The sequence below is a fragment of the Streptomyces sp. NPDC036822 genome, from assembly GCF_055609145.1.
In genome coordinates, this window is sequence record NZ_JBVJPY010000006.1 from 190,040 (window position 1) to 211,967 (window position 21,928).

General features: G+C 73.0%; 19 protein-coding genes and 1 pseudogene. 12 read left to right on the forward strand and 8 right to left on the reverse strand.

Annotated features, from left to right (window positions below; translation table 11 throughout):
- Positions 1-8: 8 nt before the first annotated feature.
- Complete coding sequence (locus ACZ68P_RS16655; protein WP_471006672.1) at positions 9-323, reverse strand: hypothetical protein; 315 nt, start codon at positions 321-323, stop codon at positions 9-11.
- A gap of 409 nt (positions 324-732) precedes the next feature.
- Positions 733-1,274 (reverse strand): annotated as a pseudogene (locus ACZ68P_RS16660) (MFS transporter); the annotation flags it as partial.
- A gap of 106 nt (positions 1,275-1,380) precedes the next feature.
- Here ACZ68P_RS16660 and ACZ68P_RS16665 point away from each other — a divergent pair.
- Positions 1,381-1,833 carry a VOC family protein gene (locus ACZ68P_RS16665; RefSeq protein WP_471006674.1) on the forward strand — a complete coding sequence of 151 codons (453 nt, stop codon included), beginning with the start codon at positions 1,381-1,383 and terminating at the stop codon, positions 1,831-1,833.
- Positions 1,834-1,845: 12 nt separating this feature from the next.
- On the opposite strand, the gene ACZ68P_RS16670 is transcribed toward ACZ68P_RS16665, so the two are convergent.
- The gene (locus ACZ68P_RS16670) at positions 1,846-2,424 is read right to left on the reverse strand and encodes a DUF1203 domain-containing protein (protein WP_471006676.1); all 579 of its coding nucleotides are present in this window, start codon (positions 2,422-2,424) and stop codon (positions 1,846-1,848) included.
- A 339-nt stretch (positions 2,425-2,763) separates the two neighbouring features.
- Here ACZ68P_RS16670 and ACZ68P_RS16675 point away from each other — a divergent pair, with 339 nt between their 5' ends.
- Positions 2,764-4,068, forward strand: a complete 1,305-nt coding sequence (locus ACZ68P_RS16675) for a M28 family metallopeptidase (RefSeq protein WP_471006678.1) — start codon at positions 2,764-2,766, stop codon at positions 4,066-4,068.
- A gap of 72 nt (positions 4,069-4,140) precedes the next feature.
- Here ACZ68P_RS16675 and ACZ68P_RS16680 read toward each other — a convergent pair whose 3' ends face one another.
- Both ACZ68P_RS16680 and ACZ68P_RS16685 read right to left on the reverse strand, forming a co-directional pair.
- Positions 4,141-5,319, reverse strand: coding sequence for a LolA family protein (locus tag ACZ68P_RS16680; RefSeq protein ID WP_471006679.1), 1,179 nt, complete (start codon positions 5,317-5,319; stop codon positions 4,141-4,143).
- Positions 5,320-5,487: 168 nt separating this feature from the next.
- Entirely contained in the window at positions 5,488-6,498 is a 1,011-nt protein-coding gene (locus ACZ68P_RS16685; protein WP_365715494.1) for a polyprenyl synthetase family protein, read from the reverse strand.
- A gap of 175 nt (positions 6,499-6,673) precedes the next feature.
- Between ACZ68P_RS16685 and ACZ68P_RS16690 the strand changes: the two genes are divergently transcribed.
- Both ACZ68P_RS16690 and ACZ68P_RS16695 read left to right on the forward strand, forming a co-directional pair.
- Positions 6,674-7,042, forward strand: a complete 369-nt coding sequence (locus ACZ68P_RS16690) for a hypothetical protein (protein WP_471006680.1) — start codon at positions 6,674-6,676, stop codon at positions 7,040-7,042.
- Between the two features lie 9 nt (positions 7,043-7,051).
- Positions 7,052-9,049, forward strand: coding sequence for a CocE/NonD family hydrolase (locus tag ACZ68P_RS16695; RefSeq protein ID WP_471006683.1), 1,998 nt, complete (start codon positions 7,052-7,054; stop codon positions 9,047-9,049).
- A 69-nt stretch (positions 9,050-9,118) separates the two neighbouring features.
- Here the strand turns inward: ACZ68P_RS16695 and ACZ68P_RS16700 are convergent, their stop codons facing one another.
- On the reverse strand, positions 9,119-10,471 hold the full coding sequence (locus ACZ68P_RS16700; RefSeq protein ID WP_471006685.1) for an LPXTG cell wall anchor domain-containing protein: 1,353 nt from the start codon (positions 10,469-10,471) through the stop codon (positions 9,119-9,121).
- 212 nt (positions 10,472-10,683) lie between these two features.
- On the opposite strand from ACZ68P_RS16700, the gene fahA reads away from it, so the two are divergent.
- Positions 10,684-11,910: a fumarylacetoacetase gene (gene fahA / locus ACZ68P_RS16705; RefSeq protein ID WP_471006688.1), complete on the forward strand. Its 1,227-nt coding sequence runs from the start codon at positions 10,684-10,686 to the stop codon at positions 11,908-11,910.
- 182 nt (positions 11,911-12,092) lie between these two features.
- On the opposite strand, the gene ACZ68P_RS16710 is transcribed toward fahA, so the two are convergent.
- Positions 12,093-12,977: a dioxygenase family protein gene (locus ACZ68P_RS16710; RefSeq protein ID WP_471006691.1), complete on the reverse strand. Its 885-nt coding sequence runs from the start codon at positions 12,975-12,977 to the stop codon at positions 12,093-12,095.
- Between the two features lie 39 nt (positions 12,978-13,016).
- Positions 13,017-13,988: a helix-turn-helix transcriptional regulator gene (locus ACZ68P_RS16715; RefSeq protein WP_471006693.1), complete on the reverse strand. Its 972-nt coding sequence runs from the start codon at positions 13,986-13,988 to the stop codon at positions 13,017-13,019.
- A 292-nt stretch (positions 13,989-14,280) separates the two neighbouring features.
- On the opposite strand from ACZ68P_RS16715, the gene ACZ68P_RS16720 reads away from it, so the two are divergent.
- The 7 genes from ACZ68P_RS16720 to ACZ68P_RS16750 all read left to right on the forward strand — a co-directional run bounded on the left by ACZ68P_RS16720 (position 14,281) and on the right by ACZ68P_RS16750 (position 21,894).
- Complete coding sequence (locus ACZ68P_RS16720) at positions 14,281-15,051, forward strand: GntR family transcriptional regulator (RefSeq protein WP_471006696.1); 771 nt, start codon at positions 14,281-14,283, stop codon at positions 15,049-15,051.
- A gap of 60 nt (positions 15,052-15,111) precedes the next feature.
- The gene (locus tag ACZ68P_RS16725; protein WP_365715503.1) at positions 15,112-15,339 is read left to right on the forward strand and encodes a 4Fe-4S dicluster domain-containing protein; all 228 of its coding nucleotides are present in this window, start codon (positions 15,112-15,114) and stop codon (positions 15,337-15,339) included.
- 15 nt (positions 15,340-15,354) lie between these two features.
- Positions 15,355-16,701 (forward strand): ABC transporter substrate-binding protein, encoded by a 1,347-nt coding sequence (locus ACZ68P_RS16730; RefSeq protein ID WP_471006698.1) that lies wholly within the window; start codon positions 15,355-15,357, stop codon positions 16,699-16,701.
- Entirely contained in the window at positions 16,698-17,669 is a 972-nt protein-coding gene (locus ACZ68P_RS16735; protein WP_471006701.1) for an ABC transporter permease, read from the forward strand. The genes ACZ68P_RS16730 and ACZ68P_RS16735 overlap by 4 nt, the downstream gene beginning before the upstream one ends.
- Positions 17,666-18,352, forward strand: coding sequence for an ABC transporter ATP-binding protein (locus ACZ68P_RS16740; protein ID WP_471006703.1), 687 nt, complete (start codon positions 17,666-17,668; stop codon positions 18,350-18,352). Before ACZ68P_RS16735 ends, ACZ68P_RS16740 begins: the two co-directional genes overlap by 4 nt.
- Before the next feature lie 11 nt (positions 18,353-18,363).
- A complete protein-coding gene (locus ACZ68P_RS16745; RefSeq protein ID WP_471006706.1) occupies positions 18,364-21,075 on the forward strand; it encodes a fumarate reductase/succinate dehydrogenase flavoprotein subunit in 2,712 nt (903 codons plus the stop codon).
- A gap of 135 nt (positions 21,076-21,210) precedes the next feature.
- Complete coding sequence (locus ACZ68P_RS16750) at positions 21,211-21,894, forward strand: hypothetical protein (protein ID WP_471006708.1); 684 nt, start codon at positions 21,211-21,213, stop codon at positions 21,892-21,894.
- Positions 21,895-21,928: the final 34 nt, after the last annotated feature.

Consider the following 21,928-nt stretch of genomic DNA (forward strand, 5'->3'; position numbering starts at 1 on the left):
GGCGGGAACTACTGCCAGCCGTTGACGGGCTTGCAGTGCGGGATCCCGATCGGGTGCGGCCCGTTCGGCAGGTGCGCCAGGTACGGCAGGTTCTGCAGGTCCGCCTGGATCTCGCAGATCAGCTCGCCGACCTCGGGCGGTACGGTCGCCGGCCACTGCCGGCCGCCGTCCTGGTCGCCGTCCTGACCGGCGTACGGGGCCGAGGCCCGGTCGGCGCTCCGCGGGTCACCCTGCTCGGCGGCGGCCGCGTTGCCCGCCGCCGCCGTGAAACCGGCGATCGTCAGAGCCAGACAAACCGCTGTCGAAGTGAATCGGTTCCGCACTGTTTCCCCCTGGGTTCCGTTTCCGTGTTCCCTCTGCGTTTCCGCTGAGAAAGACAATGCCAGCGGGGTGGGGGCCTCTCCATGGAAAACCGTGTCAGCTTGCTGCAGGAGGCGCTGCAACAAGCTGACGGAGAACGGAAATCGCTGGTCGGCGCCTCGGGAAAGCCGACGGCGGGCCTCCGTGGGAGCGAGTGCGGGCCGGTGCGGGCCGACGAAGGGCCGCGTCCCGGTCCGCTGCGCCGTGTGCGGTTTCCCGACACGGCGCAGCGGTCGAACGCGGCCGGCTCGAGAGGAGCACGCCCTTCCTTGTCGTCCCCAGGACACCGTCACCTCGGGCACCCGGTCCGGGACAGGTGAGCCGGGCGTCGGGCGGGTCCGCGGGCGCAGTCCGGCAGCGGTGATCAGGGGCGCCGAGCGCCACCATCGCGACCGGCACCAGCAGCGCCGCCCGGAAGCCGTCGAGGCCGCCGCCCGTGATCCCGTACACCGCGGTCACCGCCGAGATGCCGGCGGCCGATCCGAACCGCGTCGCCGTCGTGAGCAGTCCGCCGGCGAGCCCTTGCTCCTCCTCCGCGACACCGTCGGTCGCGGCGATGGTCAGCGGCCCGTACGCGAGGGCGAGCCCGGTCAGCAACACGCCCGCCGTTCCACCGCGACGAACACCCCGGCGAGGACGAGCCCCGCGACGACCGCCGTGAGCGCCCAGCCGTCGAGCCCGTGCTCCAGCCGGACGATCCCGTACGCCGCCAGCAGCATCGCTCCGGCGGCCGCGAGCGCGCCCCCGACGTCGAAGCCTCCGGGCCGGCGCGCCGGGCGCTCCTCGGCCGGCACCAGACGCCACGCGGCGAGCAGGATCGCCCCGGCGAGCAGCACCGGTGCGAAGAAGACCCAGCGCCATAGCTGGGTGAGCAGGCCGCCGATGACGAGTCCGAGCGAGAAGCCGCCGGCGGCGCCGCGGGGGTGCGCCCGCGCGGTTCCGGCGACGCCCTGCCTCGTCAGGGTGTCCCGTCGTCATGCCTGTCGCGCCCCGCGCCGCGGAGCCAGTACGACTGGTCACATGACTCCGATCCACTGGAAGCTCGTGCTCGACTGCACCGACCCGCACGCACAGGCGGCGTTCTGGGCCGCCGCCCTCGGCTACGAGGAGGAGGACCACAGCGCGTTCATCGCCCAGCTCCTGGAGATCGGCGCCGCGCCGGCCGAGGCGACCCAAACGGTCTCCGGCCGTCTCGCGTGGCGCGATCTGGCCGGTGTCCGGCATCCGGACGACCCCCGCGACGAGAGGTCGGACGCCGGTCTCGGCCGCCGCATCCTCTTCCAGCGGGTCCCGGAGGAGAAGACGGTCAAGAACCGGCTCCACCTCGACCTCCACCCGGGCCCGGACGCCCGCGACGCCGAGGTCACCCGCCTGGAGGCGCTGGGGGCCTCGGTCCAGCGCCGGGTGGCGGAACAGGGCGGTACGTGGGTGGTGATGACGGACCCCGAGGGGAACGAGTTCTGCGTCCAGTAGCCCTGCCGCCGCTTACTCCCCTCTGCGCACCTCGAAGTGGAAGCAGCCGTACTCGACAGCCCTGACGTGCACCAGGGCCACGTCCGGATCGGCGAACGCCTCCGTGAGCGCCTGGTCGAAGGCCTCGGTCGCCGCCTCCGGTATCTCCAGGAGGCGGCCGCCGAGGATCCGGCCGTCGGCTCCGTAACGGCGCAGCACCCGCGAGGCCCCGGGCCGGGCGAAGGGATACGACCCGGCGAGGGCCGGGGACCCCGCGAGGACGGACGATCCGTCGACGGGTGACCCCGCGTCCGCCAGGCCCTCGCCACCCGCGCCGCCCTCACCACCCGCGCACTCCCCGGCGTGGACGAAGACCGGCCCCTGCTCGTCGTACGCCCCCGGGTCCACACCGTTCGCTGCGGCCCAGCGGCGCAGCGGCGCGTAGGAGACGAGGGCCACCCGCTCGCCGGGGCGGATCGCCCGCAGACAGCAGCGCAGGGGGTCGCCGCCCTCCTCGTCGACGTACGGGGCACAGGGGCGGCCCGCGTCGTCGGTGACGCGAAGCTCGGCGAGGGCGGCGGGTTCGATGGCGCGTGCGCGGTGGGCGGTCATGATCCCAGCCTCACGTCCCGCCCCGCCCCGCGCTGGCGTCTTTCGGACGTCGCCCTGGAAGCCGGCGCCTTACCGCGCCGGTCCGTCACGGCGGCCCTGCCCGCCGTCGCCCCGGCGCGACGAGCCGTCCGCGGGAAGCCCCGACGGGCCGTCCGATGAGCGAACAGGGGTGACCGGTTTCCGCTCTTGACGAGAAGTCAAACTCTCACTGAACATTCAGCACGCACATCCGTACGACGCACAAACGCACCATGCACAGCTCCAGCGCCTCGTGGCACCCATGCCGCGGGGCGTCTCGCACGTTCCGTCCCATCCCCGTTCGGAATCCGGAGCCCCCACATGAAGTTCTCCGTTCCCAGACGTACCGCCACGCTCGCCGTCGTCGCCGCGATGGCCCTCGGCGGGCTCGCCGGGACCACGGCGTCCGCGGCGCCCGGTGCCGCGCTCGCCGCTCCCGACATCCCGTTGGCGAACGTCAAGCAGCACCTCACCGACCTCCAGTCGATCGCCAACGCCAACGGCGGCAACCGCGCCCACGGACGGACCGGCTACAAGGCGTCCATCGACTTCGTGAAGGCCAAGCTCGACGCGGCCGGATACACCACGACCGTCCAGCAGTTCACGACCAGCGGCGCCACCGGCTACAACCTGATAGCCGACTGGCCCGGCGGCGACCCGAACCAGGTCCTCATGGCCGGCGCCCACCTCGACTCGGTCAGCTCCGGCGCCGGCATCAACGACAACGGCTCCGGCTCCGCCGCGGTCCTGGAGACCGCGCTCGCCGTCTCCCGGGCCGGCCTCCAGCCCACGAAGCACCTGCGCTTCGGCTGGTGGGGCGCCGAGGAGCTCGGGCTCGTCGGGTCGAAGTACTACGTCGCCAACCTTCCCACCACCGAGCGGGCGAAGGTCAGCGGCTACCTGAACTTCGACATGATCGGCTCGCCGAACCCCGGCTACTTCGTCTACGACGACGACCCGACCATCGAGCAGACGTTCAAGAGCTACTTCGCCGGTATAGGCGTCCCCACCGAGATCGAGACCGAAGGCGACGGCCGCTCCGACCACGCCTCGTTCAAGAACGTCGGCATACCCGTCGGCGGCCTGTTCACCGGTGCGAGCCGGGTGAAGACCAGTGCCCAGGTCCAGAAGTGGGGCGGCACGGCCACGGCCTTCGACCGCTGCTACCACTCCTCCTGCGACACGACCGCGAACATCAACGACACGGCCCTGGACCGCAACAGCGACGCCGTCGCCCACGCGATCTGGACCCTGTCGGCCGGTACGACCACCCCGCCCGGCAAGGTCTTCGAGAACACCGCCGACGTCTCGATCCCGGACAACGGCGCCGCGGTGACCTCCACGGTCGACGTCACCGGCGTCACCGGCAACGCCCCGGCCACCCTCAAGGTGGACGTGAACATCGTCCACACCTACCGCGGTGACCTCGTCGTGGACCTCGTCGCGCCCGACGGCTCGGTCTACAACCTGCACAACCGCTCCGGCGGCAGCGCCGACAACCTCGTCCAGGCCTACACCGTGAACGCCTCCACCGAGGTCGCCAACGGCGCCTGGAAGCTCCGCGTCCAGGACAAGGCGGCCCAGGACACCGGATACATCAGCGGCTTCAAGCTCACGTTCCCGTAGGCCGCGGAGCGGCAGAACTCCCGGGTGGGCCGGTGACCACCGCCCCCGACCCGCCCGGGGTCCCACCGCGTGTCACTTCGCGGCGTTCGCCGCGTCCACCAGCGCGTCCTTGGTGACCGCACCGACGTACACCTTGCCGTCGTCCGTCATCAGGGCGTTGACGAGCTTCGTCTTGAAGACCGTGCCCGAGCCGAACTTCCCGGTGACCTTGTCCCCGAGCGCGTCCAGGAAGCCCTGGACCTCCTTCGGGGCCTCGTCCGTCTTCGGGGCGGCGGCGCCGGTGTCGAAGGCCGCGATCGACGTCCAGCCTTCGCCGATGACGTTCGGCCCCTCGCCGCCACCGAGGTCCCCGAGACCGCCGAACCGCTCCCCGAACTCCTTGCCGAAGTCCTCCGGGGCCTTCTCGTGCTCCGCGCCGCCCTCCGTCACCTTGGCGCCCTTCGGCACCGTGAAGTCGAACGTGGACGCCGCCGGCCTGCCGAAGTCGACCTTCGTGAAGCCCGCGTCGACGACCGGCTTGCCGCCGTCGACCGAGGTGAGGGTGAACTTCAGCGGGGTGCCGTTCTGCGCGTCCACCGCGACCTTCACCGACTCGACCGTCGAGCCGCTCTGCTTCGGCTTGACGACCAGCTGGTACGCGTCCCGGCCGGCCACCTTCGCCGTGCCGCCCACCGTGATCGACGTGGTGCCGTCCGCGGCCTTCAGGATCTCGTCGGCGAGCTCCTTCGGCGTGGCCGGAAGCTCCTTCTCCGGCGCCTTCCCGGCCCCGTCCGCCTTCTCGTGGAACACCTCGTTCGACTTGCTGTCGTAGCCCCACACGTCGGAGCCGTTGTGGATCAGGCTGTACTCGTCCGAGCCGTCCAGGATCGTCAGCTTCTGCCGGTCCGGGCCGTCGGCGGCCACGCGCAGCGTGTGCGTGCCCGAGACGAGCTGCGTCAGCTTCTCCTGCGGGTCCGCCGAGGCGGAGCCCGAGCCGCCGCCGAGGGAGCCGGCCAGGCCGGCCACCGACGGCAGGCCCAGGTCGGTGCTCACCTTGAACGTGCCGGACAGCGTCTGCGTCTCCGACGCCGCGATCTTCTCGATCAGCTGCTGGGCCGTGATCTCCGGCAGCTCGGGGTCGCCCGAGGCGGCCAGGGCCGGGACCAGTCCTATGGTCGCGGCGGCCACCCCGGCCACCGCGACCGGGACGACGTAACGGCTCAGCTTGCGGCTCGTGCGTCCGGTGGTCTCAGTGCTGTCGTTCGGTGCCATGGTCTGCCTACCTCCGTGGTCGATGACATCCATCTGACCAAATCGGCGGTACGGAATCGTCAGACTCCGGGCTCAACCTCGCCTACTGCTACGGGATGACGGAACCCTGAGTCGAGCTAGCCCGCGCGGTGGATCACCAGGCCCGGCCCGCGCGGTGCAGCACCGGACTCAGCCCGCGCGGTGGACCACCGCGTCGCACAGCTCCCGCAGAGCCGCCTTGGCGTACCCGTCGGGCAGCGGCGCCAGCATGTCCCGGGCTTCCTGGGCGTAGCGCACGGTGTCCCGGCGGGCCTGCTCCAGGGCGGGATGGGCGCGCAGCCGGCGCAGGGCCTCCGCGTGGCGCGCGTCGTCGGTGAGGTCGCTGTCGATGAGCTCGACCAGCTCCACGTCCTCGGGGCGCCCGTGCGCCGCCGCGGCGGCCCGCAGCCGCAGGACGGGGAGCGTGGGGATGCCCTCGCGCAGGTCGGTCCCCGGGGTCTTGCCGGACTCGTGCGAGTCGGAGGCGATGTCGAGGACGTCGTCGGCGAGCTGGAAGGCGACGCCGAGCCGCTCGCCGTACTGGGTGAGGATGCGCACGACGCTCTCGTCGGCGCCGGCCATCATCGCGCCGAAGCGGCACGAAACGGCGACCAGCGAGCCGGTCTTGCCGCCGAGGACGTCGAGGTAGTGCTCGATCGGGTCGCGGTCGCCCTGCGGGCCGGCGGTCTCCAGGATCTGGCCGGTGACCAGGCGTTCGAAGGCCTCCGACTGGATGCGCACGGCCTCGGGCCCGAGGTCCGCCAGGGTGTGCGAGGCGCGGGCGAAGAGAAAGTCACCCGTGAGGACGGCGATGGAGTTGCCCCAGCGCGCGTTCGCGCTCGGGACGCCGCGCCGGACGTCCGCCTCGTCCATGACGTCGTCGTGGTAGAGCGTGGCCAGATGGGTGAGCTCGACGACGACGGCCGAGGGCACCACACCGGGCGCGTAGGGGTCGCCGAACTGGGCGGCGAGCATCACGAGCAGCGGCCGGAAGCGCTTGCCGCCGGCCAGGACGAGATGCTGCGCGGCCTCCGTGATGAACGGGATCTCGCTCTTGGTGGCGTCGAGGAGACCTGCCTCCACGGCCGCCAAGCCGGTCTGGACATCGGCCTCAAGAGCCTGGTCCCGCACGCTAAGACCGAACGGCCCGACGACGGTCACGAGGGAGTCTCCTGTCTGATGACGCCTGCTGATACTGCCGACGATCACACGGATTGTCGATGTGTCGCTCGATTCGCTCAAGTCAGCGTATCCGGTCGCCTTTCGATCACCATGGGCGCCCGACCGCCTCCCCCGGTATGTTCGTGATCACCTCATACGATCAGGAGTAGGCGTTTTGTCCGGAACGGTGATCGACAGCGACACGGACGGCGAGCGGCCGCCCGAAGACGATCATGCCTTCTTCGGCCGACCTAAGGGTCTCGTCACCCTCTCGGGCCTGGAGGGCTCCGACGACGGCCGCCGGGACGCCGGCCTCGCCCCGCACTCCATGACGACCGGCATCGGCGCCTTCGCCGGGCCGCTCGTCACCGGCCGGCTCGGCGAGCACCGGGGCCGGCACCGGGGGTTCTCCGCCGCCGCCATCGGGATGACCTTGGGCCCGATCCCGTACGTCATGGGCCGCCGTCACCTGGCCGGGCGAAGACACTCGGCCGCATTAGCGCCGGCTCCCCGGCCGCGCCGCACCATGCCCCCCGTCCACTGAGGACCAGACATGCGCATCCGCACCGCGTTCCCGTACGAGACCACCCGCGACGACGTCCGCATCCCCCTTCCGGACGGCACCAGGCTCTACGCCCGTGTCTGGCGCCCGGTGACGGACGAGCCCGTGCCGGCCCTGCTGGAGTACCTGCCGTACCGCCTCACCGACTGGACGGCGCCCCGGGACTGGCAGCGCCACCCCTGGTACGCCGGGCACGGCTACGCCTCCGTACGGGTCGACGTGCGCGGGCACGGCAACAGCGAGGGGCTGCCCGGCGACGAGTACGACGCGACGGAGCTGGCCGACGGCGTGGCGGTGGTGAACTGGCTCGCCGAGCAGGAGTGGTGCACGGGCCGGGTCGGCATGTTCGGCATCTCCTGGGGCGGCTGCAACTCCCTCCAGATCGCCGCCCTCGCCCCGGAGCCCCTCAAGGCGATCGTCACCGTCTGCTCCACCGACGACCGCTACGACAACGACGTCCACTACATGGGCGGCTCGGTCCTCGCCGTGGACATGCACGCCTGGGCGGCCACCATGCTCGCCTTCGTCTCCCGCCCGCCCGACCCGCTGTACGTGGGGGACGAGTGGCGCGAGATGTGGCTGCGCCGCCTGGAGGCCGTGGATCCGTTGATCCACACGTGGCTGGCCCACCAGACCCGCGACGACTACTGGCGGCACGGCAGCGTCTGCGAGGACTACGAGAGCATCCGCTCCGCCGTCCTGGCCGTGGGCGGCTGGCACGACCCGTACCGGGACACCGTCCTCCGGCTCGTCGAGCACCTCCCCGCGGACCGGGTCCGCGGGATCATCGGGCCGTGGTCGCACCAGTACCCGGACCGCGGCCTGCCGCCGGGCCCGGCGATCGGCTTCCTCCAGGAGACCCTCCGCTGGTGGGACCACCATCTGAAGGACGCGGACAACGGCGTGATGGCCGAGCCGCTGCTGCGCTCCTGGATCAGCGCGTCGCACCCGCCGGCCACCGTGTACGCCGAGCTGCCGGGTCGCTGGGTCGCCGACCCCGCCTGGCCCTCTCCGCACGTCTCCCCCGTGACGTACGCCTTCCAGGGCGAACCGGTCCTGGTCGACTCGCCCCAGCAGACCGGACTGGACGCCGGGCGCTTCTTCCCCTTCGGCAACGACGCCGACCTGCCGCCCGACCAGCGCGACGAGGACGCCCACTCGGCCTGCTTCGACTTCGCCGTCCCGGAGGACGGCGGGCCCCTGGAGATCCTGGGCCGTCCGCGGGTGAGCCTCTCCCTGCGCGCCGGGGCTCCCACCGGGCAGGTGATCGCCCGCCTCTGCGACATCGCGCCGGACGGCTCCTCGACCCTCGTCACCCGGGGGGTGCTGAACTTCTCGGCCCGCCACGGCCGCGACCGGGCCGTGCCGGCGCGGCCGGGTGAGAGCGAGGACCTCGTCTTCGAGCTGAACGGCATCGGCCACGCCTTCCCGCCCGGCCACCGGGTCCGGCTCGCGGTCTCCTCGACGTACTGGCCGTGGATCTGGCCCCAGCCGGACGCGGCGGGCTTCACCCTCGACCCGGTCTCCTCGCACCTGACCCTCCCGGTCCGCCGCCCCACGCGGGACCGGGTGGAGTGGGAGGAGCCGGAGCAGTCCGAGCCGCTGGGCGTCAGCTTCCCGGTGACGCTGGAGGAGCCCCGCCCGGAACGGCTCGTGGTGCGCGACGTCGCCGCGGGCGAATGGCGGCTGGAGGTCGATCCCCGGTACGGCGGCACACGGGTCTATCCGGACGGCCTCGAATTCGGTGAGGACGCGCGGGAGACGTACACGATCGACGAGAGCGGTCCGCTCTCGGCCCGTGCCCAATCGGAATGGGCGATCCGGCTGCACCGGCCGGAATTGGCGTGGGACGTCACCGTCGACACCCGTTCCGAGATCAGTTGCGAGGCGGACGTATTCGTCACCTCGAACGAGGTGGTGTGCAAGGAGGGCGACGACGTTCTCTTCCACCGGACGTGGGAGAAGCGCATTCCGCGAACCGCCGGATGACGCCCGGGTGGAGACAAGGGAAAGGGCCCGCATTCCTCACGGAAATGCGGGCCCTTACCTCGGTGCGTATCAGGCGTTCGAACCGGCCTTGCGGCGACGGACGACGAACATGGCGCCGGCGCCCAGGGCGACGGCCGCGGCGCCCGCGAGGGCGATCTGCGGCATGGCGTCGTCGGAACCGGTCGTGGCGAGCGAGCCGTTGGTGGCGGTGTTGCCGTTGCCGCCGCCGGTCACCGGGGTGGTGGAGGTGCCACCCTGCTCGGTGGTGTTGCCGTTGCCGCCACCGGTGCCGGTGCCGGTGCCGGGCTTCGACGCGGCGGTGATGTCGAACTCCAGATCGGCGGCCTCCTTGGACCAGCCGCAGGAGCCGTTCTTGTTCTCGTAGCCGCCCGCGGCGAAGAGCATGCCGTCGCCGGCCGGGGACTTCGCGTCGACCGTGAGGCGCAGCTTGATGTCGGCGTGGCCGCCGGGCTTCACCGCGCCGGCGACGGCGCCGGTCTCGTCGTCGAAGGACTGCCAGGTCGGGTTGGCGGCGGTGGACCAGCTCAGGTCCAGGTACTTGTCGAGGTCCTTCTCCTCGGTCGAGTCCATGTTGAAGGCCTCGGCGTAGGCGCCGACCTCGTCCAGCGACTTCGTGGTGCCGTTGCTGATCTTCAGCGTGAAGACGGCGCTCGTCCCGGCGACGACCTTCTTCGGGCCGGTCAGGGCGACCGTCAGCTTGGACTCCTCGACGCAGTCCTCGCCGGGCTCCTCGCCCTCCTCCGCCTCGGCGGCGGCGAGCGCCTTCTCGGCGGCCTTGAGCTCCTTGAGGGCCTTGTCCTTGGCCTTACGGGCGGCCTCGCTCTTGCGGGCGGCCTCGATGAGCGCGTCGTCGCGGGTCTTGTAGGCCGCGGCCAGCTTCTCGTCGGCGGCGGTCTTCGCGGCGGCGGCGGCCGTCACGGCGGCCTGGGCGTCGGTGACGGCCTGCTCGGCGGCGGTCTTGTCCGCGTCGGCGGGCAGGGCGGCGAGGTCGGCCTGGGCCTTGGCCAGCTTCTCGTCGGCGGCCTTCTTCGCGGCGGCGGCGGCGTCGGCGGCCGTCTTCGCCTCGACGGCGGCGGTCTGGTTCGGGTGGCCGGCGTCGGCCAGGGCGGCGAACGCCTTCTCGGCGTCCGCGTGGGCGACGACCGCGGCGTCGTACGTGCTCTGGGCCGCCGCGACCGCGAGCTTCAGCTGCTCGATCGTCGGCTTCTGTTCCTGCGTCTGGGCCCCGGCCGGCTTCGTGTCCGCGAAAGCGGGAGCGGCCGAGAGGAAAACGACGGGCGTGGTCACGGCGGCGGCCACGGCGGTCGCGAGAATGCGGCGGATCTTCAAGGCGGACCTTTTCTGGTCGGAGAAGATGACAAGAGTGAGGGAGGTCGCGCCTGCGGATACCTCACGCGGCACGACACGAAACGATCGTATGACCCGGATAAGACCGTGGAATAGAGGGTTTCGGGGACCCTCACGCACGCAGGAGCCGCACAGGGCGTATAAAGCCCTCGAACATGGACAGTTGTGCACATGGGGCGCACTTTTTGTGTGACCCATGTCATCTCGGCCGCGCGGTACGACCCGTAACGTGTCCCCCACACCCGTGGAAAGCGAGGCAAGCACCGATGCCCGAGCAGTCCCCGCTCGACCTGGCCGAAGGCGATCCCTTCGGCCCGCACAACCTTCCGTACGGCGTCTTCTCCACCGCCGACGAGCCCGACCGGCGGAGGGTCGGCGTCCGCATCGGCGGGCATGTCCTGGACGCGGGGGCGGCGGCGCACGCGCTCGGCTCGCCCTACGCCGCCCTGCTGGCGCGCCCCAGCCTCAACCCGCTGCTCGCCGCCGGCCGCACCGCCTGGCGCGACGTGCGCCGCGCGCTGACCGCCTGGGTCACCGTGCCCGCGCACCGCCCGGACATAGAGCCGCTGCTGCACCCGCTGGACACCGTCACGATGCACCTGCCGTACGAGGTCGCGGACTACGTCGACTTCTACGCCAGCGAGCACCACGCCACCAACGTGGGCCGGATCTTCCGCCCCGACGGCGACGCGCTCACCCCCAACTGGAAGCACCTTCCGATCGGCTACCACGGCAGGGCGGGCACGGTCGTCGTCTCCGGCACCGATGTCGTGCGCCCCTCCGGCCAGCGCAAGGCGCCCACCGACGCGGCGCCGGTCTTCGGCCCCTCCGTGAAGCTGGACATCGAGGCGGAGGTCGGCTTCGTCGTCGGCACGCCCTCCACGCTCGGCTCCCCGGTCGCGCTCGGCGACTTCCCGGAGCACGTCTTCGGTCTGACGCTGCTCAACGACTGGTCGGCGCGTGACATCCAGGCCTGGGAGTACGTCCCGCTCGGCCCGTTCCTCGGCAAGTCGTTCACGACGTCCGTCTCGGCCTGGGTGACCCCCCTGGAGGCCCTGGACGCCGCCCGTGTGAGCCCTCCGGCGCGGGACTTCGACCTGCTGCCGTACCTGGACGACGCCGACGAGGAGGTGCCCGGCGGCTTCGACCTGAGGATCACGGTCCGGATCAACGGCGAGGTCGTGTCCGAGCCGCCCTTCTCCACGATGTACTGGACGGCCGCCCAGCAGCTCGCCCACATGACGGTCAACGGCGCCTCCCTGCGGACCGGTGACCTGTACGGCTCCGGCACGGTCTCGGGCCCCGAGGTCCACCAGCGCGGCTCGCTGCTGGAACTGACCTGGAACGGCCGTGATCCGCTCGAACTGTCCGCGGGCAAGCGCACGTTCCTGGAGGACGGCGACGAGGTCACCCTGACCGCCTGGGCGCCGGGTCCGGACGGCACCCGGGTCGGCCTCGGCGAGGTGACCGGGCGGATCGTCCCCTCCGCCTGAGCGCTCCCCTCCGTCCGACCGGCCCACGCTCCGGCGGGGCCGGGCACACGCGAAGAGGCCCCGGCACCCCTGGTGGGGTGCCGGGGCCTCCCGGCGCCGCGCTCCGGCGGGCTCAGCCGTACGCGGGCGCCTCGGCGGTCCTGGAGTGGCGCGGGCCCCCCGCACCGCGTCGGGCGGGCCGGTCAGGCGGCCCGCCACAGGGCCGGGACCGACGGCGGCTCCCACCCCGGCTGGGCGAGGTGGGACTGGAGGCAGACGTAGGCGACGGCTCCGTAGGTGACCCGGTCGCCCGCCGCGTAGGCGGCGCCCGCGCGCCAGGTGCCGCCGGGCGGCGGTGTGGTCGGCCCGCCGGTCGGCGAGGGGCCGGGCCCCGGGTCCTGGGCCAGGTCGAGCACGAAGTCGAAGGCGGCCTCCTTCGCGCCGCCCGCGTCGCGCACGGTCATCAGCAGCCGCGGGTCGAACAGCGAGTCGGTGTTGTTGCGCGGCTCGCCGGGGAAGTACAGCTGCGTGGTGAGGACGGGGCGGCCGGGGGCCTGCGCCTTCACGTGGATGTGCCGGGTGCGTCCCGGGTAGAGGCCCGGGACGATCGTGGTGAGCCGGAAGGCACCCTGCGCGTCGGTGAACTGGTGCCCCCGGAAGCGGAATCCGGTGTTGTCGTACGCGCCGTTGACATCGGCCTGCCAGAAGTCGAGCAGCACGCCCGGGACCGGCAGACAGGCCCGTCCGAAGACGTATCCGGAGACGGTGAGCCGGGTGCCGGGCGTCCCCGCCTCCAGGAGCGAGGTCCGCCGGGGCGAGTTCGGCTTGAAGTAGGGGCCCTCCATCTGCGGCGGGGTCGGGTCGTCGCCGTCGTCGCAGGCCGGGGTGGGCGCGAGCCCGGCGCCGCCCCCTGTGGCGGTGGCGGTACGGGCCAGGGCCGGAACGCCCATGAGGGTGGCCGGCACCGCCACGGAGGCGGCGATCGCCGCCTTCAGGACGGTCTTGCGGCTGGGCCGCCGGGAGGAGGGGGCGGCCGCGTCGTGGGTCACGCCGGGGGTCTCGCCTGGGGTGGGGGTCTCGCCGTCCATGTCTGCTCCTTGTGGGGGCTTCGGGGATCGGCAACGAACCTAGGCGGACGCCCTGGGCCGATCGAGGGACGGAACACGGGGGTCGTGGTGTATTTCGGCGCCCCGCCGGAAGTCGCCCGGACTCAGCCCGGTCTCCCTGCGGAAGAACCGGCAGAAGTAGGCCGGGTCCCCGAACCCGGTCCGGTCGGCGACCTGGCGGACCGACAACTCCGTGCGGGCGAGCAGCCGTTTGGCCTCGTGGACGCGGGCGGCGCGGACCAGCTGGCCCGCGGTGCGGCCGGTGGCCGCCTTCACCGCCTCGGTGAGATAGCCGGGGGTGACACCGAGACGTGCGGCGCAGTCGCGCACCGACCGGAGCGCGGGGTCGGCGTCCGCGAGGAGCCGGACGAACTCCTCCGCGACGGCTCCGGCCCGGCCCGGCCCGGCGGACCCGGCGCCCGCGCCGCCGTCCACGGGGCCGGCCGGCGCCGGGTCCGTGGCGCGGGCGGCCCGGACGACGAGGACGTGGAGGAGGGCCCGCAGCACGGAGTCGAAGCCCTCGGCGCGGCGGCGGTGCTCGGCGGCCAGTTCGCCGAGGGTCCGCGCGGTCTCCTCGTGGGCGGCCTCCCCCAGCGTCACCCAGGGCCGTTCGGCGAGGCGCCGTAAGAGGTCCCGGTCGCCGGGGTGGTCGATCAGGAAGTCGTCCGTGAAGAGCGCGACGGTGCCGTCGAGACCGCGGACGCCCTCCCAGTGGTGGACCTGGCCCGGGGCGATGACGCCGAGGTGCGGCGGCGCCAGCTCCGCGCGCGTGAGGTCGACGACGTGGGCGCCCGAGCCGGCGGTGACGTGGACGATCTCGTAGAAGGTGTGCCGGTGCGGGAAGTCGGCACGGGACATCGGCCCGATGGTGTCGAAGGTGCCGATGGCGAACGGCATCCTGTTCGGCATCGGCACCTCCAGGCGGTGCATGGGCGGTGATCCCTCCCGGGGCGCCTCGCAGAGGGTGCCCGGTAGGACGGTGGTGCCGCGCATCGTCGCTCTCCTCTCCCGCCGGACCCGCCCCCCGGCCCCGCCGGACTCCGACATCAGGTCCAGACCAATCACTGGGGCGTCACCCTGCCACGCCCCGGTCGGCCACGGAACCACGCCGCTCGGCGTCATCCTGTCCGCCAGGTGGGACGGGCCGTGCCCAAGCGGCGGACGAGGTGGCAGATCTTGCCACCGCCCGAAGGAAAGAGCAGGTCAGCGGCGTGCTGTCACGGCATCAGATGGCGCAATGCTGTGGCAACACCACCGCCGTGGACGCCTCGGTATGGTCCGTCGCATGCCAGCCGAACGCCTTCGTGAGCACACCGTCCCGGTCGCCGCAGCGCGCCGCCGGCGGCTGCGCGCGGACCAGGCGCGACAGCTCGCCGACCTCCTGCGCCACCAGATCCTGGCCGCCCGCTTCCCCGGCGGGATCCTGCCCCTGGAGGACCGGATCGGCGCCGACTACCGGGTCTCCCGCAACACTGTCCGCCAGGCCCTGGACCTGCTCCGCGCCGAGGGCCTGGTCGAGCGGCAGCCCGGCGTGGGCACGGTCGTGGTGTGCGAGAAGTACCCGCACGGCCTCGACCGCCTCCAGGGCCTCGCCGAGACCCTGCACGAACACGGCACGGTCACCAACGAGGTCCGCACGGTCGGACCGGTCGCGGCCCCCGCGCCGGTGGCCGGGCGGCTGGGGATCCCCGAGCACAGCGACGTCCTCTACATCGAGCGCCTGCGCCGGCTCGGCGGCCTGCCGCTCTCCCTCGACCTCACCTACATCCCGATGGACATCGGCGCCGAACTCCTCGGCTGCGACCTGGAGAACACCGACGTGTTCCGGCTCATCGAGTCGCTGACCGGCACGCCGCTGGGCCATGCCGACATCACCCTGGAGGCCGTCAACGCCGACGCGCACTCCGCCGCCGTCCTGCAGGCACCGCGCGGCGCCGCGCTGCTGATGCTGGACCGGCTCACCCACCTCTGTGACGGGCGCCCCGTGGACCTGGAGTTCATCCGGTTCCGGGGCGACCGGATCACGATGAGCGGCCTGCTGCACCGGTCCGTCTAGCCCTCCCCGCCGCCACACCCGCCGCCGTACACACCCCTTTCCGGAGACCTGGAGACAGCCATGCCCTTGGCGCCCCAGCGGGCCGACGTGCCCGTGACCATCGACGAGTCGAAGTGCATCGACGGCTGCACGCTCTGCGTGGAGATGTGCCCGCTGGACTCCCTCGCCATCAACCCCGACAGCGGCAAGGCCTTCATGCACGTCGACGAGTGCTGGTACTGCGGCCCGTGCGCGGCCCGGTGTCCGACCGGCGCGGTCACGGTCAACATGCCCTATCTGCTCCGCTGAGAGGCCCGAACGCCCATGTCCCGCAAGCATGTCGTCCCCCTCGCCGCCCTGGCCCTCCTGCTGCCCCTGGCCGCCTGCGGCGGTCCGGCGGAGGCCGGAAACGGCTCGACGGTCACCGTGACCGTCGGCTACCAGTCCAAGACCATCAACACCGTCACGGCCGGCACCCTGCTGCGCACGCTCGGCGCCTTCGAGCGCGAGCTGCGCGCGCAGGGACAAAAGGACGGCACGACGTACAAGGTCGTCTGGCAGGACTACGCCACCGGCGCGCCGATCACCGCCCAGATGACCGCGGGGAAGATCGACATCGGCTCGATGGGCGACTTCCCGCTCCTGCTGAACGCGGCCCGCGGCACGAAGCTGAAGCGCCCGACGAAACTCGTGTCGGTGACCGGCTACAACCTGCGCGGCGGCCTCAACACCGTGGTCACCGAGCCCGGTTCCGGCCTCCGGTCGCTGACCGAGCTGCGGGGGAAGAAGGTGTCGACGTCCATCGGCTCGGCCGCGGACGGAACCCTCGTACGCGCCCTGCAACGCGCCGGCCTCGACCCGGAGCGGGACATCCGCAAGCTCAACCAGCAGCCCGCCGTCGGTGCCTCGGCCCTGGCGGCCGGGAGCGCCGACGCGCTGTCGCAGTTCGTCGCCTGGCCGGGACTCCTGGCCTTCCAGGGCAAGGCGAAGGCGCTGTACGACGGCGCCGAGCTGAACCTGCCCACCTTCCACGGCGTCACCGCCCGCGCCGACTTCGCCGACCGGCACCCGGCGGTCGTGGAGGCGTTCCTGCGGGCCCAGCGCACGGCGACGGCCTACCTGCGCGAGCACCCGGTCGCCGCGAGCGAGAAGGTCGCCGCCGAGACGGGCCTCCCGGCCGAGGTCGTCCACCTCTACAACGGCCCCAACGGCATCGCCACCTTCGACCCGACCCTCAAGCCCCGGCTGGTCGCGGCGCTGAAGGAGGACGTGCCGGTGCTGCGGTCGGCCAAGCTGGTGGAGGACGTGGACGTGGACGGCTTCGTCGACGACAGCTACGTACGGAAGGTCTACGGCCCCGCGTACGACGGGCAGCTCGCGACGCTCGCCCCGCCGTCCCGCAGCGAGGTCTGGCTCAAGGGCGCGGACCGCACAGTCTCCTTCGCCACCCCCGCCGAGGCGCTGCGGCACGTCGCGGCGAACCGCGCGAAGGTGCGGGTGGCGTACGTCCCCGACACGGTGACCGGGACGCTCTGGTTCGCGGACCGGGCGGTCTGGGTGGTGGACGGCGGGACGGCGAAGCCGTTCGTGACGGAGGCCGGGGCCGCGGCGTACCGGGTCGCCCACCCCTCGGCGCGCGTCGTCACCTACGCGCAGGCGCTGACGTCATGAGGTACCTGCTGCGGGTGCTGTCGCTGGTGGCGGCGCTGGGGACGTGGCAGGCGCTGACGACCTACGACGTGGCCCTCTGGCTGCGCTTCGACCAGTTCCCGACGGTCACGGAGGTGGCGGAGGCGTTCGCCGCGCGGCTGACGACGGACGCGTACTGGCAGGACCTGGTCGACAGCCTGACCCGTATCGTCACCGGCTTCACGCTCGCGGCGGTCGCGGGTATCGCGCTGGGCACGGCGATCGCCCGCTCCCGTCTCGCCGCCGACCTGCTCGGCCCCGTCCTGGAGGTCCTGCGGCCCATCCCGGCGATCGCGCTCGTGCCGGTCGCGATCCTGCTGTTCCCCAGCAACGAGCAGGGCATCGTCTTCATCACCGGCGCGGCCGCGTTCTTCCCCGTCCTGGTCTCCACCCGCCACGCCGTGGCCGCGCTGCCCCCGCTCTGGGAGGAGGCCGTCGTGACGATGGGCGCGGGGCGGATACGGGTGCTGTTCTCGGTGATCCTGCCGGGGGCGCTGCCGGGAATATTCAGCGGCCTGTCCGTGGGCATCGGCGTCTCGTGGATCTGCGTGATCTCGGCGGAGATGATCTCCGGCGAGTACGGGGTGGGGTACCGCACCTGGCAGGACTACACGGTCGTGGACTACCCGGCGGTCTTCGTCGGCATGACGACCATCGGCGTACTGGGCTGGCTGACCTCCACGGCGGTCGAGGCGGCCGGCCGCCGCGTGGTGGGCACGCGGTCGGCGCCCCGGGCCGGCGGCGGATCCCCGAAGCCCCTCCGGGCCAAGCGGGGGACGGCCCCCGCCTCTGCCGCCCCCGCCACATCCGCCACGGCCGTCCCGGGCGTCCCGGGCGCGGCGGGAGCCCCTCCGGCGCGGGAACCCCGCCCCACCCCGCGTACCGGCGCGCCGGCCCTGGGCAGGGCGCCGGCCGCCGCGACCCGTACCCACGAAGGGACCCGCCCGTGACCGCCCTCGTCCTCGACGACGTCGTCCTCGGGCGGCCCCACGCCCCGCTCCCCCACCCCGTCCACCTCACCGTCCCCGCCGGCGAGCTGCTCACCGTCGTCGGTCCCTCCGGCTGCGGCAAGTCCACGCTCCTGCGCACCCTCGCCGGGCTCCTGCCGCCCCTCGCCGGCACCGTCACCGCCCCGGCGGAACACCGCGCCCTCGTCTTCCAGGAGGACGCGCTGCTCCCGTGGCGCACCGCCCGTGCCAATGTCGAACTGCCCCTCGCCATCCAGGGCGTCCCGCGCCCCGAGCGCCGGGCGACCGCCGAGAAGTGGCTCGGCCGGGTCGGACTCGGCGAGCACGCCCGGCGCCTGCCCCACCAGCTCTCCGGCGGCCAGCGCCAACGCGTCCAGCTCGCCCGCGCCCTCGCGCCCGAGCCCCGCGCCGTCCTCATGGACGAGCCGTTCGGCGCGCTGGACGTGCAGACCAGGGCCGGCATGCAGGACCTGCTGGTCGAGGTCCTGCACGGCACCGGCGCGACCGTCGTGTTCGTCACGCACGACGTCGACGAAGCCCTCTTCCTCGGGGACCGCGTGGCGGTCCTCGGCACCGGCACGGTCCTCGACAACCCACGGCCGCGCGACCGGGACGCCGACCTCTCCGGTCTGCGCCGCGACCTCCTCACCGCACTCTCCGCCTGAAAGGCCTCCCGATGCAGATCCCCGCCCTCGCGGACGCCGAGGAACTCTCGTGCGACGTCCTCGTCATCGGCGGAGGAACCGCCGGCACGATGGCCGCGCTCACCGCCGCCGAGCACGGTGCCGACGTCCTCCTCCTGGAGAAGGCGCACGTCCGCCACTCCGGGGCCCTCGCGATGGGCATGGACGGCGTCAACAACGCGGTCATCCCCGGCCGGGCCGAGCCCGACGACTACGTCGCCGAGATCACCCGGGCCAACGACGGCATCGTCGACCAGTCCACCGTCCGCCAGACGGCGACCCGCGGCTTCGCGATGGTCCGACGCCTGGAGTCGTACGGCGTGAAGTTCGAGAAGGACGAGCACGGCGAGTACGCGGTCCGCCAGGTCCACCGCTCGGGCTCGTACGTCCTGCCCATGCCGGAGGGCAAGGACGTCAAGAAGGTCCTCTACCGGCAGCTGCGCCGCCGCGAGATGCGCGAACGCATCCGGATCGAGAACCGGGTGATGCCGGTCCGCGTCCTGACCGACGCCGACGGGCGGGCGATCGGCGCCGCCGGACTCCACACCCGCACGGGCGGGTTCGTCACCGTGCGGGCGGGCGCGGTGATCCTCGCGACCGGCGCCGCCGGCCGTCTCGGCCTGCCCGCCTCCGGCTACCTCTACGGGACGTACGAGAACCCCACCAACGCGGGCGACGGCTACGCGATGGCGTACCACGCGGGCGCGGAGCTGACCGGCATCGAGTGCTTCCAGATCAATCCGCTGATCAAGGACTACAACGGCCCCGCCTGCGCCTACGTCGCCAATCCCTTCGGCGGCTACCAGGTCAACCGGCACGGCGAGCGGTTCGTCGACTCGGACTACTGGTCGGGGCAGATGATGGCCGAGTTCGCCGAGGAGCTCGCCTCCGACCGCGGCCCGGTCTACCTCAAGCTGAGCCATCTCCCCGAGGAGTCGGTCTCCGCCCTCGAATCGATCCTGCACACCACCGAACGCCCCACCCGCGCCACCTTCCACGCTGGGCGCGGCCACGACTACCGCACCCACGACATCGAGATGCACATCTCGGAGATCGGCCTGTGCGGCGGGCACTCGGCCTCCGGTGTGCGGGTCGACGACCACGCCCGCACCACCGTGCCCCGCCTCTACGCCGCGGGCGACCTGGCCTGCGTGCCGCACAACTACATGATCGGCGCCTTCGTCTTCGGCGATCTGGCCGGGGCCGACGCCGCCCGGTACCGCGCCTACGAGGGCGACCTGCCGCAGGACCAGCTCCGGGCGGCGCACGAGCTGATCTACCGCCCGCTGCGCCACCCCGACGGGCCGCCCCAGCCCCAGGTCGAGTACAAGCTCCGCCGGTTCGTGAACGACTACGTCGCCCCGCCGAAGTCGGGGGCCCGGCTCTCCCTGGCCGTCGAGCACTTCGAGCGGATGCGCGCGGAGATCGACGCGATGGGCGCGACGACCCCGCACGAGCTGATGCGCTGCGCGGAGGTCTCCTTCATCCGGGACTGCGCCGAGATGGCGGCCCGCTCGTCCCTCGCCCGTACGGAGTCCCGCTGGGGCCTCTACCACGCGCGGTCGGACCATCCCGAGCGGGACGACCAGGACTGGCTGCACCACCTGGACCTGCGCAAGTCGCCCTCCGGGGCGATGGAGTTCACGGCCCGGCCGGTGGCGCCCTACCTCGTACCGGTCGACGACTACGCCCCGGTCGGCGGAGCCTCCCGCCATCTCGGCGAGGTCCACCCGGAGCACGTCGCCACGGCGGGCCACCGCGACCTCGCCCCGGTCGGGTCCGGAGCCCGTGCGGCGGAGGTGCGGGTGGAGGACGGCGCCGTCGGCCACGCGCCGCGCATCCTGGAGCTGCACGCCCTGGCCGAGGCGGAGCCGGACCTGGACGCGCTGCGGCCCTATCTGACCGATCCCGACCCCGCCGTGCGGCGGGCGGCCGTCGCGGCCCTCACCGAGACGGTCCCCGCGGGCAGCGGCCCGGCGCTGGCCGGGGCGCTGCTCGACGAGGACGCGGCGGTACGGGCGGTGGCGGCGGCCTCGCTGCGCGAGCTGGTCGAGACGCTGCCGCCGGAACCGGCGCTGCGGGCTCCGCTCGTCGCCGCGCTGGACGGGCCGGACCCGGGGGCCCGGGCCGCCTCGCTGACGGTGCTGCGGGTGCTGCGGCTCGGCTCCGCGTCCCTCTTCGCCGGTCTGCTGGCCGACGCCCGTCTGGAGGTCCGGGCGGAGGCGGTCCGCGCGCTGGTCTCGGTGGACGCGATCGGCTCGCTCGCCGAGGCCGCGGGCGACCCCTCCCGCGAGGTGCGGGTGGCGGTGGCGAAGGGCCTCGCGGCGGCCCGGGGCACGGCCCCCGCCCACCTCGCCCCGCTCCTGGCCGACGGGGACGCGCTCGTGCGGGCCGCGGCGTTCCAGGCGCTCGGGACGGTCGGCTGCCCGGAACCGTACGACGGGGACGCCGTCCGGGCCCTCGGTGACCCCGCCTGGCAGGTGCGGGCGGGCGCGGCCGCCGGTCTCGCGGCCGCGTCCCCGGCGACGGCGGTGCCCGCCCTGGCCGAGGCCCTCGGGGACACGAACGCGGACGTCCGGAAGGCGGCGGTCCTGGCGCTGCTGCGCCATCCGGGAACGGGCTCGGTGCTGGCCCGGGCCCTGGCCGACCCGGACGCCGACGTGCGGGCGTACGCCTCCCGGGGCGAGGTCGCCACGGCCCGGTGAGGTCGCCCCCCAATGGGCGCGTCCCGAGTGCGGTGCCGGAAGGGAGCGGCCCATGCTGCTGACGGTGGGACCAGGGGAGAGCCCGCTCGAATCAGGCGCCCCGCGGGGCGCACGTCCCGTTCTAGGAGCAGCACGATGCCCGTACGTTCCCGCAAGCGTTCCGCCCTGGCCGCCGCCGGCCTGGTCGCCCTCACCTCGATAGCCCTGGGCGCCGTCCCGGTCTCGGCGGCCGGCCCGGACCCGTCCTCGACCGCCGACGGGGGGCACGGTCACCACCAGGGCGACCTGCGCCGGGCGTACGACGCCACGGTGCGGTACAGGTCGGAGCAGGCCGCCCTGGACGACGGCTATCTCCGGACGGACGAGTGCGTGTTCTCGGACGAGGGCGGCATGGGCTACCACTACGTCAAGCCCGCGCACATCGGCTCGACCGACCCGACCCGGCCCGCCGCCCTGCTGTACGTGGACACCCACCACGCCGCCGGCAACGGCAAGGAGCACGGCCAGGGCCAGGCCCAGGGCAAGGACCACACGCAGCCGCAGGCTCAGGGCAAGGACCAGCCCCAGGAGAAGGGTCAGAGCAAGGGCAAGGACGGGCGGCGGCTGGTCGCCCTCGAATGGGTGGTGCCGAACACCGGCCAGGCCCGGCCGCAGATCTTCGGCCGCGGCTTCGACGGACCGGAGGTCATCCCGGGCGTCGGCGACGTCTACAGCCTGCACGCCTGGATCTTCAAGAAGAACCCGAAGGGCGTGTTCTCCCCGTACAACCCGCGGGTGAAGTGCCCAGCCGCGCAGCCGACCCCGCAGCCCACGACCTAGACCCGTCTGCGGACATACGTCAGGGCCCGGCCCC